16 protein-coding genes and 1 pseudogene are annotated in these 14,148 nt (G+C 73.7%); 5 read left to right on the forward strand and 12 right to left on the reverse strand.

The window, feature by feature from the left end:
* Positions 1–243: pseudogene (locus tag NH602_RS02470) on the reverse strand (haloacid dehalogenase type II); the annotation flags it as partial.
* A gap of 93 nt (positions 244–336) precedes the next feature.
* Between NH602_RS02470 and NH602_RS02475 the strand changes: the two are divergent.
* Positions 337–879 (forward strand): ABATE domain-containing protein, encoded by a 543-nt coding sequence (locus tag NH602_RS02475; protein ID WP_174565909.1) that lies wholly within the window; start codon positions 337–339, stop codon positions 877–879.
* Between the two features lie 60 nt (positions 880–939).
* Here NH602_RS02475 and NH602_RS02480 read toward each other — a convergent pair whose 3' ends face one another.
* Together NH602_RS02480 and NH602_RS31750 are read right to left on the reverse strand one after the other, a co-directional pair.
* Positions 940–1,986 carry an alcohol dehydrogenase catalytic domain-containing protein gene (locus tag NH602_RS02480; RefSeq protein WP_100879527.1) on the reverse strand — a complete coding sequence of 349 codons (1,047 nt, stop codon included), beginning with the start codon at positions 1,984–1,986 and terminating at the stop codon, positions 940–942.
* Between the two features lie 149 nt (positions 1,987–2,135).
* A complete protein-coding gene (locus tag NH602_RS31750) occupies positions 2,136–4,013 on the reverse strand; it encodes a helix-turn-helix domain-containing protein (protein ID WP_179761149.1) in 1,878 nt (625 codons plus the stop codon).
* 331 nt (positions 4,014–4,344) lie between these two features.
* Between NH602_RS31750 and NH602_RS02490 the strand changes: the two genes are divergently transcribed.
* Complete coding sequence (locus NH602_RS02490; RefSeq protein WP_179761148.1) at positions 4,345–4,806, forward strand: DUF5994 family protein; 462 nt, start codon at positions 4,345–4,347, stop codon at positions 4,804–4,806.
* A 147-nt stretch (positions 4,807–4,953) separates the two neighbouring features.
* Here the strand turns inward: NH602_RS02490 and NH602_RS02495 are convergent, their stop codons facing one another.
* Both NH602_RS02495 and NH602_RS02500 read right to left on the reverse strand, forming a co-directional pair.
* Complete coding sequence (locus NH602_RS02495) at positions 4,954–5,793, reverse strand: SDR family NAD(P)-dependent oxidoreductase (RefSeq protein ID WP_253066875.1); 840 nt, start codon at positions 5,791–5,793, stop codon at positions 4,954–4,956.
* Entirely contained in the window at positions 5,790–6,083 is a 294-nt protein-coding gene (locus NH602_RS02500) for a nuclear transport factor 2 family protein (RefSeq protein ID WP_179761146.1), read from the reverse strand. The genes NH602_RS02495 and NH602_RS02500 overlap by 4 nt, the downstream gene beginning before the upstream one ends.
* Before the next feature lie 167 nt (positions 6,084–6,250).
* Here NH602_RS02500 and NH602_RS02505 point away from each other — a divergent pair, with 167 nt between their 5' ends.
* On the forward strand, positions 6,251–7,093 hold the full coding sequence (locus NH602_RS02505) for a MerR family transcriptional regulator (protein ID WP_253066876.1): 843 nt from the start codon (positions 6,251–6,253) through the stop codon (positions 7,091–7,093).
* 640 nt (positions 7,094–7,733) lie between these two features.
* Here the strand turns inward: NH602_RS02505 and NH602_RS02510 are convergent.
* Both NH602_RS02510 and NH602_RS02515 read right to left on the reverse strand, forming a co-directional pair.
* Positions 7,734–8,012 (reverse strand): hypothetical protein, encoded by a 279-nt coding sequence (locus NH602_RS02510; protein WP_253066877.1) that lies wholly within the window; start codon positions 8,010–8,012, stop codon positions 7,734–7,736.
* Between the two features lie 302 nt (positions 8,013–8,314).
* Positions 8,315–8,896, reverse strand: a complete 582-nt coding sequence (locus NH602_RS02515; protein WP_073577530.1) for a GyrI-like domain-containing protein — start codon at positions 8,894–8,896, stop codon at positions 8,315–8,317.
* Between the two features lie 91 nt (positions 8,897–8,987).
* Between NH602_RS02515 and NH602_RS02520 the strand changes: the two genes are divergently transcribed.
* Together NH602_RS02520 and NH602_RS02525 are read left to right on the forward strand one after the other, a co-directional pair.
* Entirely contained in the window at positions 8,988–9,950 is a 963-nt protein-coding gene (locus NH602_RS02520; RefSeq protein WP_179761143.1) for a YafY family protein, read from the forward strand.
* A gap of 84 nt (positions 9,951–10,034) precedes the next feature.
* The gene (locus NH602_RS02525) at positions 10,035–10,400 is read left to right on the forward strand and encodes a hypothetical protein (RefSeq protein WP_073577771.1); all 366 of its coding nucleotides are present in this window, start codon (positions 10,035–10,037) and stop codon (positions 10,398–10,400) included.
* A gap of 96 nt (positions 10,401–10,496) precedes the next feature.
* Here the strand turns inward: NH602_RS02525 and NH602_RS02530 are convergent, their stop codons facing one another.
* The 5 genes from NH602_RS02530 to NH602_RS31755 all read right to left on the reverse strand — a co-directional run bounded on the left by NH602_RS02530 (position 10,497) and on the right by NH602_RS31755 (position 13,912).
* Complete coding sequence (locus tag NH602_RS02530; protein ID WP_253066878.1) at positions 10,497–10,745, reverse strand: 2-oxoglutarate and iron-dependent oxygenase domain-containing protein; 249 nt, start codon at positions 10,743–10,745, stop codon at positions 10,497–10,499.
* Between the two features lie 84 nt (positions 10,746–10,829).
* The gene (locus NH602_RS02535; protein ID WP_253066879.1) at positions 10,830–11,504 is read right to left on the reverse strand and encodes a class F sortase; all 675 of its coding nucleotides are present in this window, start codon (positions 11,502–11,504) and stop codon (positions 10,830–10,832) included.
* A gap of 105 nt (positions 11,505–11,609) precedes the next feature.
* Positions 11,610–12,410 carry a hypothetical protein gene (locus NH602_RS02540; RefSeq protein WP_253066880.1) on the reverse strand — a complete coding sequence of 267 codons (801 nt, stop codon included), beginning with the start codon at positions 12,408–12,410 and terminating at the stop codon, positions 11,610–11,612.
* A gap of 176 nt (positions 12,411–12,586) precedes the next feature.
* Complete coding sequence (locus NH602_RS02545; protein WP_179761140.1) at positions 12,587–12,832, reverse strand: hypothetical protein; 246 nt, start codon at positions 12,830–12,832, stop codon at positions 12,587–12,589.
* 231 nt (positions 12,833–13,063) lie between these two features.
* Positions 13,064–13,912 carry a LuxR C-terminal-related transcriptional regulator gene (locus NH602_RS31755; protein ID WP_083658980.1) on the reverse strand — a complete coding sequence of 283 codons (849 nt, stop codon included), beginning with the start codon at positions 13,910–13,912 and terminating at the stop codon, positions 13,064–13,066.
* Positions 13,913–14,148: the final 236 nt, after the last annotated feature.

Raw genomic sequence — 14,148 nt, forward strand, 5'->3', positions numbered from 1 at the left:
ACCCGCCCGCCGCGCGACGGCCGCCGCGGCCTCGGCGTCCAGCACGTGGCCGGGCACGAACGCCCGCCCGCCCGCGACGATGCGCCGCTGCTCGCCCGCGACGTGCGCCTGCCACACGCCGGTCAGGTCCGTGGCGGTGTCGCGGTCGGTGCCGGGCACGGCCGCGGCGATCGCGTCGCGCAGGCCGGACGGCTCGTCGACCAGCGTGCCCAGCACGTCGAACACGACGACGTCGATCGTCATCAGCGGCTCCCCGGGATCGTCCGGCGACGGCGTCACCGGTTCGACTGGTGACGCAGTTTGCGGCGTCGATGCGTCACCGGTCAAGATGGTGACGTGGGTTTCGTGTTCGTGAGCGGCAGTGCCGCGCTCGACCTGGTCGGCACCGTCACCTGGCGGCGCACCGACCCGACCGAGCTGCTCACCGGGCCCGCCGACCTCGCTCGCTGGATCGACGCCTGCGCCGACCTCCCGGACGGCGTGACCGTGACCCCGGAGGTCCTCGGGCGCGCGCGGGACCTGCGGGAGGCGGTCCACCGGCTCGCGACCGACCGGCTGGCCGGGCGGGCGTTCGACCCCGCTGCGTTGGCCGTCGTCAACGGCACGGCCCGCGGTCCCGGCATGACCGTGCAGCTCGACGACCACGGCACCCGCCGTACCGGCGACGCCGACGCCGTCCTCGCGGAGCTGGCGCGCGACGCCGTCGCCGTCCTCGCCGACGTGGACACCCCGCTGAAGGAGTGCGGCCGCCCCGGCTGCACCCGGCTCTATCTCGACCGCTCCCGTGGCGCGCGGCGCACCTGGTGCGGCATGGACGAGTGCGGGAACCGGGTGAAGGCGGCCGCCTACCGCGCTCGCAGGAGGACGATCACCGGCTGAGTCGTTCTCCTGACGGCCCGCACGGGGGCCCCGGCGCGGGCGGGGCCCCGGGAGCGGACGTCACGCCGGCGTGATGACCACCTTGAGCGCCTGGTTCGCCGCGGCGTTCTTGAACACGTCGTAGGCCTCGTCCATCTGGTCGAAGGTGAACGAGTGGGTGCCCATCTTCTCCGCCGGGATCCGTCCGCCCGCGACCATCTTGAGCAGCGTCGGGATGGACACGGTGTCGACCAGGCCCATCGTCAGCGTGACGTTGGAGATCCACATGTCCTGCATCGGCAGCTCCACCGGGGTGCCGTGGACGCCCACGTTGGCGATCGTGCCGCCCGGGCGCACCAGCGACGCCGCCGTCAGCAGCGTCTCCGGGTAGCCGACGGCCTCGATCGCGACGTCCACGCCGAGCCCGTCGGTCAGCGCGGTCACGTCGGCGACGGTGCCCGGCCCGACCTCGACGCTGTCGGTCGCGCCGAACTCGACGGCCTTCTCCAGCCGGAACTTGTTGGAGTCGATCGCGATGACCTTCGACGCGCCCCACAGGCCGGTCGTGAGGATCGCGGAGAGGCCGACCGCACCCGCGCCGACGACGGCGACGGTGTCGCCCGGCCGTACGTTCCCGGCGAGCACACCGACCTCGTAGCCGGTCGGCAGCGAGTCGGCGAGGAAGATCGCCTGCTCGTCGGTGACCGACTCCGGCACGGCGTAGAGCGAGGTGTCGGCGTAGGGGACCCGGACGTACTCGGCCTGGGTGCCGTCGATGAGGTGGCCGAAGATCCAGCCGATCCCGCCGACGGTCTGGCAGTGCGACGGCATACCGCGCTGGCAGTAGTCGCAGCGGCCGCACTTGGTGATCGCCGGGACGAGGACGCGGTCGCCGACGGCGAAGCCGGACACGGCGTCGCCGACGGCGGTGATCGTGCCGACGGCCTCGTGGCCGAGGATGCGGCCGTCGGTGACGGCCGGGACGTCGCCCTGCAGGATGTGCAGGTCGGTGCCGCAGATCGTGGTGGTGTCGACCTTGACGATCACGTCGGTGGGGTCCTGGATCGTCGGGTCCGGGACCTCCTCCCAGGCCTTGGCGTCCGGTCCGTGGTAGACGAGTGCCTTCATCTGCTCACTCCGTTGGTCGCAGGGGGTGCCGAGGGCGTCGGCGGGCCCGACGCTAATGCGGGAGTGCGCATGTGACTGTCCCGTTCTGGGACGACTCCGCGGGCGGCACGACCACCGGCGACGACGGTGTGTCCCGGTCCCGGGACACCTCAGCCGATGTAGCTGATCCCGAACGCGTCGATCTTGCGGTAGAGCGAGGACCGGGCGATCCCCAGCAGCTCGGCGGCCTGGTAGCGGTTGCCGCGCGCCTCGTAGAGGGCCTGGATGATCACGTCGCACTGCGCCGCCTCGAGCATCGACATCCGCGGTGCGCCGCCGGTGAAGCACGATGACGGCAGGTCCGGTGCCTGCACCACGCCGACCGGCTTGCGGGCGATGACGTAGCGCAGCACGTCCTCCAGCTCGCGCAGGTTCCCCGGCCAGGCGTAACCCTCCAGAACCCGCACCACCTGCATGCTCAGGCTCAGCGACCGGCCGCCGGACAGCGAGTGCAGCACCGACCGCGCGAGCTGGCCGAGCTCGTCGGCCCGGTACCGGAGCGCGGGCACCCGGACCGTGTCGTGGAAGTGGCGCAGCAGCAGCCCGTAGGGCCGGGTGGCGTCGACCGAGGGCGTGTCGATGCACCCGACGACGGTCGGTGCGGCGGGTGTGGACACGAGCACCCGCAGCGACTCGTCGAGGCGCCGCGCGGCGACCGACCCGAGCATCGCGAGCCGGCGCAGGACGAGCAGCCGCGGCCGGTCCCCGTCGGTGCCGCGGACCGTCGGCAGGAGGGGGCCACCGGACTCCGCGATCCGCGCGCAGTCGAGCACCTGCACCGTCCCGGACGGGTGGCTGCGGCGGAACTGCTCGACGGCCAGGGTCTGCTTCCCGACCCCCGGCTCGCCGACGAGGAGCAGGTGCCTGGTCCGTGCGGCGACCGCGGCCGCGACGTCGCGGCGGGCGCGCAGGTAGGGGCTGAGCAGCTCGCGGTTCGCGCGGCGCCGCACCTCGGCGGCGGCGCCGTCGGCGTGGGCGTCCCGGAAGTCGGCCGCGAAGTCCCGGCGGGCGGTCGGCGCGACGTGCGACCCCTGGCGGCGCATCGCGTCCGTCACCAGGGCCCCGGCCGGTACGGGAACGCTGCGCCGCCCGGAGCTGACGTGGCCCACGACGGCACGGCCGTCGCGGACGGCGGAGGTGACGACGTCGTCGCGGCGGCCCGACGGGAGGTCGGCCGTGGACCCGGCGGGTGGCGGGTCCGCGAGAGCGGCGTCGGCGAGCGCCCGGTCGAGCAGGTGGTCGCGGTCCTCGCGGGGCAGGGCCCGGAACCCGGGGCTGCACAGGGTCGCCCGGCCGTCGGTCGCGAGGACCCACTCGGCCCCGGAGCGTGCGCAGACGTCGTCGAAGCGGGCGTGCAGCATCCGCCCGGACCGGTGCCCGCGGTCCCGGACGCGCTCGCCGACCTGGCGGGCCAGCTCGGCGGCGACGGCCGCGCGCAACGCCGACGCGCCGCCCGGCGCCGACAGGTGCGCCACGACCACCACCGTCTGCGGTGCCGCGTCGGTGTCGGACGGTACCGGCGCGGCGGCCTCGGTGAGGCAGGCGAGGTCGGGGTGCAGGTGCTCGGGACCGTCGACCCGGGCGGCGCGACCGGTGACCCGCACGAGCGCGGACGCCGTCGTCGCCACGTCCTGCTCGGCGATCCGGAAGCCCGGTGCGACGAGGACGGCGTCGAGCAGCGCGGCGAGGTCCGGGCAGGCGTCGCGGCGGACGCGGACGATCCCGTCACCGTCGACGAGCAGCACCGCGCAGTCCAGGCGGGCGGCGCCGTCGAGGAAGCGGTCGAACACCTCCTCGGCCTCGGCGACCGCGGCGGGCCCGGGTTCGTGGCCGACGTAGGTCGCGGACCGGGCGAGGTCGACGCCCAGGTCGACCGACCGCTGCCAGGACTCCGCGACGACCGGGCGGACGTGGGCGCCCACGTCACCGACGTGCCGGGCGTGCCGCACCCGCCGCGCGGCCGCCTCGACCCCGGCGCCGGTATCCACGGGCCGAGCGTAGCCAGCCGGCGCCCCGCCCCGCGAGGATCGTTGACACCCGCCCGCCCCGCGGGGAGCACGGTGACGACCTCGGCCCGGGGGCGTGGCGACGGACCCGCGCGGCCGGCCCGATCGGCGTACCGTCGAGGCCACGGCCATGTGCTGCTGGACAGCCGGACGCCCCGCAGTCCGGGGCACGCACGAACCGGAGGATCCGCCGGGGTTCCCGGGTCCACACGGCGACGCGTCCTGCTCCGCCGTGACCACGCCCGCGTCCCGCCGGACGGCCGCCCTGCAGGGCGCCGCCCGCCGGCCCGCGGCGGCCGAACGGAGCCACACCGTGAGCGATTCCCGCACCCCGTCACCCACCCGCCCCGCCGCCCCGCCGCGCCCGTCCGCGGCGCGTGGCGCGCTGAAGGAGGACCCGAGGCCGGTCGGGGAGGTCGACGGGGCGTGGTGGCCGCGCTCGCGCGTCCTGGTCGACGAGCTGCGTGAGCTCGGCGCGGGGGTCGGCGACCGGCTCGGCCCGGTGACCCGGGTCGGGTACAGCCTGCGGACCTGGTCGTCGGTGCCGCGCCGGACGACGACCGACGGGCACCTGATCCGCCTCGGCGGCTTCGCCAGCACCCCGCCCGACGTCGTCGACGTGTTCGGGGTGCACGGCCGGCTGTGCCTGCTCGTCGTGCCGCCGGAGACCTCGGACGCCGACGCGCGGCGCTGCCTCGACCGGGCGTCGGCCGCCGGGAACGACGACGACGTCGCGACGCTGCTGGCCGGAGTCGGGACCCGCGCGACCGCCTGAGCGTGTCGTGAGATCCGGAGGGCCGGCTCTCGAGGTCCTCCGCCGGTCGGCTTCCCCTCTCCACGTCACCGCGGGGCGGGGGAGCCGCCGTCGTCGGTCAGCCGCACTCACCGGTCCCGGGCGGTGCGGCCTCTCGGGGCAGCACGGCTAGGCGGGGAAATCCGCGCTGCGGGAGAGGTCTTCGTTCGCCCGCAGGTCGGCCAGGGTCTTCTCCAGCGCATCGGTCACGGCGTCGTATCCGCTGTTGCCCAGGACCAGCCGGCGGGGCGGCGGATCCTGGGACATCGCCGTGATCACCGCACGGGCACCGCGGTGGGGGTCGCCGGGCTGCAGACCGTCCATTCCGACGAAGACGGCCCGGACCTGCTCCAGCATCTCGTGGTACACCGGGATCGCCTCCTCGACGGCGTCGTCGGCGAATCCGGCGTAGGCGTTGGTGCGGAACGCTCCCGGTTCGACGGTCAACACGTGGACGCCCTGTGCGGCCACCTCGTCGCGCAGCGCGTCGGTGACGGCTTCGACGGCGAACTTCGTCGCGCTGTAGTAGCCGAATCCGGGCGCCGAGACGAGCCCGGCCACCGAGGACACGTTGACGATCCACCCGTCGCCGCGGGCGCGCATCCCGGGCAGCACTGCGCGGGTCACGGAGAGCACGGCGAAGAAGTTCAGCTCGAACATCGCCCGCATTGCGGCCTCGTCCATCGCCTCGATGGATCCGTACCAGCCTCGGCCGGCATTGTTGACCAGCACATCGATACCGCCGAAGTGCTCCTCGGCTGCTCGTACCGCGCGCTGCACCTGTGTCGCGTCGGTCAGTTCCAGCGGCACGACGAGAACGCGGTCACCGAACCGGTCCGCCCACGTCGCCAACTCCTGTGGGCGGCGGGAGGTCACCACCACGCGGTCACCGGTGTCGAGCGCCGCCTCGGCGAAGGCCGTCCCGAAGTTCCCGGGCGTGCCACCGGTGATGAACCATCGCCGCGTCACGGCTCGATCACCAGCCGACGGATCACTGCACCATCGACGGTGAAACGGTAGTTCAGGTCGACGACCCCGCCCGGGAAGTCGCCCTCCAGATGCTGCCCGACGTCGACGCCTCCGGTGGTCGTGGACGCACCGGCGAACTCGGCGGTGTAGGTGTACTCGGTGACCGCGGTCGCCAGCCAGGCCCTGATCTCGTCGGTGCCCGCGTGGTCGCGGCCGTCATCGGTCACCACGGCATCGGAGGCGAAGGTGGCGAGCGCCCGATCGAACTCCCGGGAGCCGAGTGCGGTCATGAACGTCTTCACGGATTCCGGGAGTGCTTCCCATTCTGGTGTGGACATGGCCCCACGATGGAGCTTTCCGTGAGGGGAAGGTCAACCCGTGGTCGCGGGCATCCCGCGATGTTGACCTTGCCCCAGGGGGAGGCTTCAGGATTGCCTCGTCCGACAGGCTACGCGACGTGGAGGAGGACGCCATGGGGGCCCAGGTCTCGATCGGTGACTTCGCGCTGATGACCGGCCTGAGCCGTAAGGCACTACGCCACTATCACGACATCGGCATTCTCGAACCGGCCCATGTCGACCCCGGCACCGGCTACCGCTTCTACGACACCGGCCAGGTCGACCATGCGCACATCATCCGCCGGTTCCGCTCCCTGGGCATGTCCATCCCCGACATCAAGGCGCTCCTGAGCACCGACGACGCCGGGGCCCGTACCGAGATCATCACCTCCCATCTCGAGCAGATGGAGGCTGCGCTCGCGCAGACCCGTGACACCGTGGGGGCGTTGCGTGAGCTGCTCGCCCCGGCGAGCCCTCCCGCCGACGTCACGGTGCGCCACGAGCCGGCGCTCGCCGTGTGGTCCGTCAGCGCCACCATCGACGTCTCCGAGATCGACGACTGGTTCGCAGCGGCACTGCGGACACTGCACCGGGCTGTCGCCACGGCCGCAGGCGCGCCCGCCGCGGTGGTACCGGGCGGCCTCTACGAGAGAGCGCTGTTCCTCGAACAGCAGGGCCGCGCAACCCTGTTCGTCCCCGCACCACCATCGGTCGGTCCGCCGGCGGGTGTCCGGGCCGAGGTCCTCCCCAGGACCGAGTTCGCGGTGCTCCTCCATCCGGGCGGCCACGATGGCATCGACCGCAGTTACGCGGCCCTGGGGATCTATGTCAACGAGCATCTGATCAGCAGTCAGGGGCCCATTCGCGAACACTACTTCGGCGGCACTCGCACAGATCCGGCCCGGTTCACCGCCACCGAGATCTGTTGGCCGATCTTCGGTACCGCCGCCTCGTCGGCATGACAGGAGACCACTGACGTGCACGACCGATTCGGCACCCGTGGGGCATGGCTCAACCCTGCACCGGGTGATGCCCCTCGTATCGACTACGCGCCTCAACTCGAGGCCTGGGATATCGGACGATCTGGGTGGGAATCGGGGCGGCCCCGGACGGTGACCAGGTCCTGATCGAGCAGATGGTCGCCGCTACCGAGAGCGCGATCATCGTCCCCGCACACACCCGCCCTGCCCGGTAAATGCCGGGCGCCAACGCCTTCCTGGCCCACGAACACAAGGTCGTACTGAGCCAGGACGCCGATCGGGGGCGGAGGACGGGCCGGCCTGCGGAGCAGAACCCCTACCTCGGCCAGCGCAACTACACCGACAACCTGCTGCGGCACGGGGTCACCGACGCCGATATCGACGGATCGGGCAGAGACGCACTCATCGACGCCCTGGTCGCTCACGGTTCCCCGGAGATGATCAACGCTCGGGTCGACGACCATCTCACCGCCGGCGCTGATCACCTCGGCATCCAGGTCCTGACCGAGGATCCCACCGCCTCACCCGTGCAGGCTTTCCGCGTCCTGGCCGAGCACCGTCACGCTCAGTGGGAACACGACGGCGCGGGACCGCTGGAGCAGGCCCCCGGCCGCGATCACGATCAGGGCTCCGGCGGCGGGTCCGCCAGCTCCCGTCGCACCGCGTGCCACAGGAACGTGAGCGCGCAGGGGTGGCCGGAGTCGACCGACGGCGCCGTGCGCCACACCCACAGGAAGCAGCGCTCCGTCGCCTCCGCGGCCCGGTCCTGGTCCTGCAACGCGGTGAACAGCATCCCGAAGACCAGCGCCCCGGTGGCGTCGTACAACCGGCGCAGCGCGTCCAGATCCCCGCCGCGGATCCCGCGCAGCAGCCCTGCGAGCTCCCGCGCGCCGGGGACCACACCGTCGGGATCCCGTCGCAGCTCCGCCGGAGTCCGCCTGTCGCCTTCGTGACCCACGCCTGCCCCATCACCGTCGGAACGTCGCCGGGGTCAGGGGCGGCGGATGCGCTTCTCGTACGGTCGGGAGACCGTGGTGCGAACGCTACCGCCGTGTCCCGCGGGCCGCATGATCCGTCGAGGCCCGGGGTGATGGCCGCGGGCAGCGCCCCCGCCGTGTACCGGGCTGCTCCGCCACGCCCGCGGCGCGACCGGGCACGACCGGGCACGACACCGAGAACGTGGCCCTGCGGGACACCGGACCCTCACCGGCCCACGGGGTCGCGCAGGATCGTCCGCAGGTGGTCCTGCGGCGTGCTCGCGGTGAACGGGTCGAGGTGGATCTCGTGGTGGTCGCCGACCCGGCGCAATCCGTGGCCCGCGGCGAGCGAGCCCAGGTCGGCGAGGGTCCGCCGCTCGTCGGCGAACGGGCCGCGGTGCAGGACCTGTACGACCAGGCGTCCGGGCAGCGTGTGCAGCTCGACGTCCGCCCCGTCCGCCGCGGCGGCGAGCTCCTCGTCGGTCGTCGCCGGGTCGACCTGTGCGAGCACCCGGTACTCCAGGTCGTCGACCGGGTTGACCCAGTAGAAGTCCGCGATCCCGACCGGGGCCGAGCCCTCGGGGTACCGGTAGAGGATCTCCACGACGTCACCGGCGCCGGGCACCCGCCGGGCGGGAGGCAGCGCGCGCTCCACCGTGCGCACGGTCCGCTTCGCCCGGTAGAACGCCTCGGTGCCGGGGCGCCCGCTGCCGCGCAGCGAGACGAAGGTCGTGGCGGGCGCCACGACCAGCTCCGGCTCGTCGGCGGCGGCCAGGTGCGGGGTCGTGGGCACGGCGTCGGTGGTCATCGGGGTCCTTCCGGTGGGGAGTCGCGGTACCGCTGACGGTAGAAGCGGTTGTGGACCGTTCCCGTCCGGAACCCGGACCTATGCTGCGACGGTGCTCAGCGCCTCGCACCGGCTCCTCCAGCTCCTCACGGTCCTGTCGACCCGCCCGGAGTGGTCGGGTGCCGAGCTGGCGGACCGGCTGGGCGTGCACGAGCGGACCGTCCGCCGCGACGTCGTGAAGCTGCGTGAGCTCGGGTACGGCGTCGAGACCGCGACCGGCCCGTTCGGCGGCTACCGGCTCGGCACCGGGTCCCGGATGCCACCACTGAGCCTCGACGACGACGAGGCGCTGGCCACTGCGATCGCGCTGCGTCGGCTCGCGTGGAGCCACCCCGACGGCGAGGGACGCGCGGCGCCGGCGGCGCTGTCGAAGCTGCGCCGGTCGCTGCCGCCCCGGGCGGCCGAGGCGCTGGGCCGGTTCGACCTCGCGATCGCCGAGGCCGGGGTGCGGCCGGACGCCCACGGCGAGGTGGACCCGGACACCCTGACCGCGCTCGCCGGCGCCTCCCGGACCCGCGACCGGGTCCGGTTCCGCTACCACGACCGCCGCGGGGCGGAGAGCACCCGTGCGGTGGAACCGGAGCAGATCGTCCGCACCGCGCACCGGTGGTACCTCGTCGCCTGGGACCTCGACCGCCGGGACTGGCGGGTGTTCCGGGTCGACCGCGTCGCGGCCGTCGCCGTCACCGGCCCGGCGGACCCGCGCCGCAGGGAGGTCGACGCGACGGCGCTGGTCGAGGAGGCGATCACCACTACGCCCTACGCGACCTACGCCGAGGTCGAGATCCACCGCTCCCTCGACGAGACCCGGGCACTGCTCCCGGCGACCATCGCGCGGCACCGCGCCGACGGCCCGGACCGGACCCTGAGCACGGTCGGCGGCCTCGACGCACGGTGGATCGCGGAGTTCCTGCTCCGGCTCGGGGTTCCGTTCCGGGTACTCGGACCCGACGAGGTCCGCGAGCACGTCGTGGCCCGGCTGGAGGAGCTGCTGGGGCTGCAGCGCAACCCGTGACGCGGGCCACCGTCGCCGGTTCCGGACAGGAGCGGTCCGGAACCGGACCTAGCGTCGTGGTCACACGAGACGAGGGGCGTGACCATGACCGACGACACCGGGCCGGCCGACGACGGACTGGCCGACGCACGCAGCCGCGCCCGCGAGGTGCGCGCGCTCTACGAGCAGCTCGAGGGCCGGCTGCTGGGGCGCACCTGGACCCTCCCGGAGCTGGCGCTCGGGTTCACCCACGACGCCGCCTACGTCGGACGGCTGGTGCTCGCGGCCGAGCGCACCTGGGACATCGACGGGGACACCGACGCCGAGCTGCGGCACAAGCTCGCCGAGTGCCTGTGGTGGCTGTTCGTGCTCGCCGACCGGCTCGACGTCGACCTCCCCGAGGCCTACGGCGCCACGATGGAGCGCATCGGGGGCGGACTGCGGCGCGCGGTCGCCGAGGGGGCCGGGTGACGGTGCGTCCCACGGCGGCGCCGGGTCAGACGCGTCGCGCCGGCACGTCGGACCAGTACCGCTGCGCGACCCGGGGGTGCGAGCGCAGCCAGCCGGTCAGCGCGTTCTCCCCGTAGCGCGCGAGAAGAAGCGGCGGGCGGGCGCGTCCGTACCGGTCAGGACGTCGTCGGGGAGGCCGTGATCGGTGACGGAGAAGAACCCGGCCTCACGCGCGGCGCGACGTAGTTCCGCGAGGAAGGCCGCCCGCTCGTCCGGACCGGCGCGGAAGCGGGACAGGTCGACGACCGGGAGCCGGTCGGTGGCGGGCGGCGGCACGGTGCCTTCGACGGGGTGGCGGACGGGCACCTCGGATGTGGTGCGCCGGGCGTAGGAGACGACCCGGCCGTCGGAGAGGGCGTCACGGCGCCGGCCGCGGACCGACCGTCGTGATCAGCCGCGGCTGCTGCCGACGAGATGGGCGAACACCACGGTGTTGTCCCGATAACTCCGTGCGCTCGAGTCGAAAGATCCGCCACAGGTGATCAGGCGCAGTTCCGCCCGGTCGACGTCGCCGTAGACGGACTCGGTCGGAAACGCATTCTTGGGAAACGACCGGACCTCGTCGACGCGGAACGTCGCAACGATTCCGTCGGCGCGTGTCACGGTGATGTCCTCGCCCGGACGCATCCGGCCGAGGTCGTAGAACACCGACGGTCCCTCGGCGGCCGAGTCGACGTGGCCGAGGATGACCGACGGGCCGCGGAAGCCCGGCGCCGACGACCCGCGGTACCAGGACGCCCGGTCGTAGCCGGGGCCCGGGGCCGGAACCTCGAGGGTGCCGTCCGGCGCGAGACCGGACTGGTCGACGACCGACTCGACCCCGATCGACGGGATCGAGATCGACCGGGGTGGGGAGGGCGGGAGCACCTCCCCCACCGGCCGGGCCCCCGCGGGCGCGGTGCCCACCACGGCCGGTCCCACCGGGCCGGCGGCCGCGGCCACCGGCTCCGGGGGACCGCCCGCGGTCAGCGCCGACACCAGTACGACCACACCCGCGACGGCCAGCAGCAGCGCGCCCAGCGGAGCGAGCAGCCGCCGGACGCGGGACGGGTGTGGTGCGGTCATCGGGTGCTCCGGTCCTGGTGCCGATCGGGGAACCGGTCGTGGTGGTCCACCACGACCGGAGCCGGGGGTGCCGCCCGCCTGTGCGGACGGCACCCCCGGAGTGGATCAGTGCCCGCGGACGCCGCGACGGCGGACGACGAGCACCAGCGCGGAGCCGGCGAGCAGCGCGACACCGGTCACGACCAGCGCCGTGTCGGTGCCGGAGGTGCTGCCACCACCGGTCTCGACGCCACCCTGCGGCATCGGCATGGTCCCGCTCGTCGTGTTGACGACGATCGTCGCGATGCCGATGGTGGTGCCGCCCTTGAGGGCGTCGGTCTCGAAGGCGCCGTTCAGGGCCTCGGCGGCCCCGGCGTTCAGGGTGACGGTCGTGCCGGTCAGCGTCGCGGTGCCCGCCGACTGGTCGATCGTGATGGGCTTCAGGGTCGAGCCGTTGAGATCGAACAGGGTGGTCGACTCGGCGACGGTCTGGCCGCCGGCGCGGACCCGGCCGGTCAGCACGGCGGGGTCGCCCGGGTCGATCACGAAGTTGTCGAGCGTGACCTCGGTATCACCCTTGGTGAGGGTGAGCCCGCTGCCCATGTGCTCGATCCTGCCCTGCACGTAGGGCAGGACCTCGTTCGGCTTGTAGACGGTCACGTTGCCACCGGTGATCGGGAACGACGCGGAGCCGTCCGTGATCGAGGCGGACCCGAACGGGCCGGGGGTGACGTCGAGCGAGGTCAGCGCGTCGGTGAAGCCCTTGTCCAGCGCGACCGAGGTGCTCTTGCCGGTCAGGTTGGAGATCATCGCGACCGGGGGAGGGGTCTCCTGCGCGGAGGCGACCCCGGCGCCCAGCGCGGTCGTCGCGGCGGCGACCAGGCCGATCGTGGCCAGACCGATCACACGTCGTACGGAATTCGCCATGGTGGTTCTCCTCGGATCACACCGACCGACGGGCGATTCCCGGCGACCTCTGCTCCGGTATTCGACGGCCGGAGCGCGGAGGTTCGGAGAAATGCGGGAAAGAATGTCCCGGGGCCCGGATATCACCGCGGGTGACGTGTTCCGGACCCCGGGCAGCGGAGCGTGTGCGGCGGAGCTCAGCCCCCGGAGCGGCCGAGCCCGTGGTGCCGGATGCGGGCCTTCATCTCGGCGACGCCGTCGGCGAACCGCTCCTCGTAGACCTCCTCGACGGCGGCCGCACCGGCCGCGGTGACGCTCCCGTCGGCGTCGATCAGGCCGAGGGCGAGCAGGTGCCGGGCCACCGCCGGGCGCAGCAGGTCGACGTCCACCTCGCGCGCGTCGAGCAGTTCCAGGGCCCGTGACTCGTCGCGGGTCAGGAGCATCCGCCTCACCTCCACCCCTGGATTCGTGCGCGGGGCGCGAGGGGTTCACCCCGGTCCGGCGCGGACCCAGCGGGTCACGGCGACGGCAGTCTCCCGGGGGACCGGTGGCGGCACGTTGCCGGGATCCCCGGCGTCCGTCCGGTGGGGCCACGCCGCGCCGGGGGAGGACCCGCTGCGGTGGCAGCGCGGCGTAACCACCGGTCACGAACGGCCCCGGCCGCGTGCCGCGGGTCAGATCAGGCCGGCCGCGCGGGCCGCGATGACCGCCCGCGCCCGGTTCTGGGTGTCGAGCTTGCGCATCGCGCTGTGCAGGTAGGCCTTGACCGTCCCCACGGTGATCCCGAGCTGCGCGGCGATCTCGGCGTTGGTCGCGCCCACCGCGACGTGCCGCAGCGCCTCGATCTCCCGCGGGGAGAGGGCGGGCGTCTCCCCGACCGTCCGGCCCGCGGTCGGGCGCACCCCGGCGAGGCCGGCGTGGATCCGGCGCAGCCGCTCGCGCAGCTCCGGGTCACCGGTGCTCTCGATCAGCGCAGCGAGCTCGAGCAGTGCGTCGGTCCGGCTCCCGGCGTCCGCCGCGGCCGGGAACGCAACGGCCGGGGGAGCGTGCTGGTCGAGCAGGGTCGTGGCGTCCCGGGCGATGGTGGCGGCCACGATGCCGGCGTTGCGGACCGCGACGTCGCCGATCGGCCGGTGCTCGCGCATCGCCCCGTACATCACCCCGCGGACCGCGCCGCGGACGACGATCGGGTACGCCAGGATCGACGCGAGCCGCTCGTGCTCGACGACGACGTGGTCGTAGTCGTGGGTGATCCCGGGGGTCGAGGCGTAGTCGCTCACCCGGCACGGGATCCGGCGGGCCATCGCGGCACCGCCGAGTCCGCGTCCGGTCAGGACGCTGAGCAGCCGCAGCGAGTCGCCGAAGGTGCCGATCAGCTGGTTGATCGAGAGCTGCTGTTCGTCGCCCACCGTCCGGGTGGTCCCTCCGAAGACGACGGGCAGGCCGGTCGTCGCGCTGAGTTCGTGCAGACGCCGGGGCATGACCCGGTCCAGGGCCCGCGCGACTGCGTCGTCGTCCTGCACGAGTGCTCCTCCCCGTCCTGGCGGCGTCGTCGCCGGCTCCGGACGACCTCGTCACGTGCAACGAGTCATGTCCGGCGGGGTTGTTGTGCCAGACACGCCCCGGCACGTCAATCGGCCCGGTCGGTTCCAGCCTGTCACCTGCCCGAGCGCCGGGGCAGATCAGCTGTGCCTGCCGCACCGGCGACCGCACGGCGGCAGGCACGTCGACCGGGCCGTGGGGCCCGATCCGTGGATCC

The organism is Pseudonocardia sp. McavD-2-B (genome assembly GCF_024124365.1).
In the GTDB taxonomy this organism is placed as follows: domain Bacteria; phylum Actinomycetota; class Actinomycetes; order Mycobacteriales; family Pseudonocardiaceae; genus Pseudonocardia; species Pseudonocardia alni.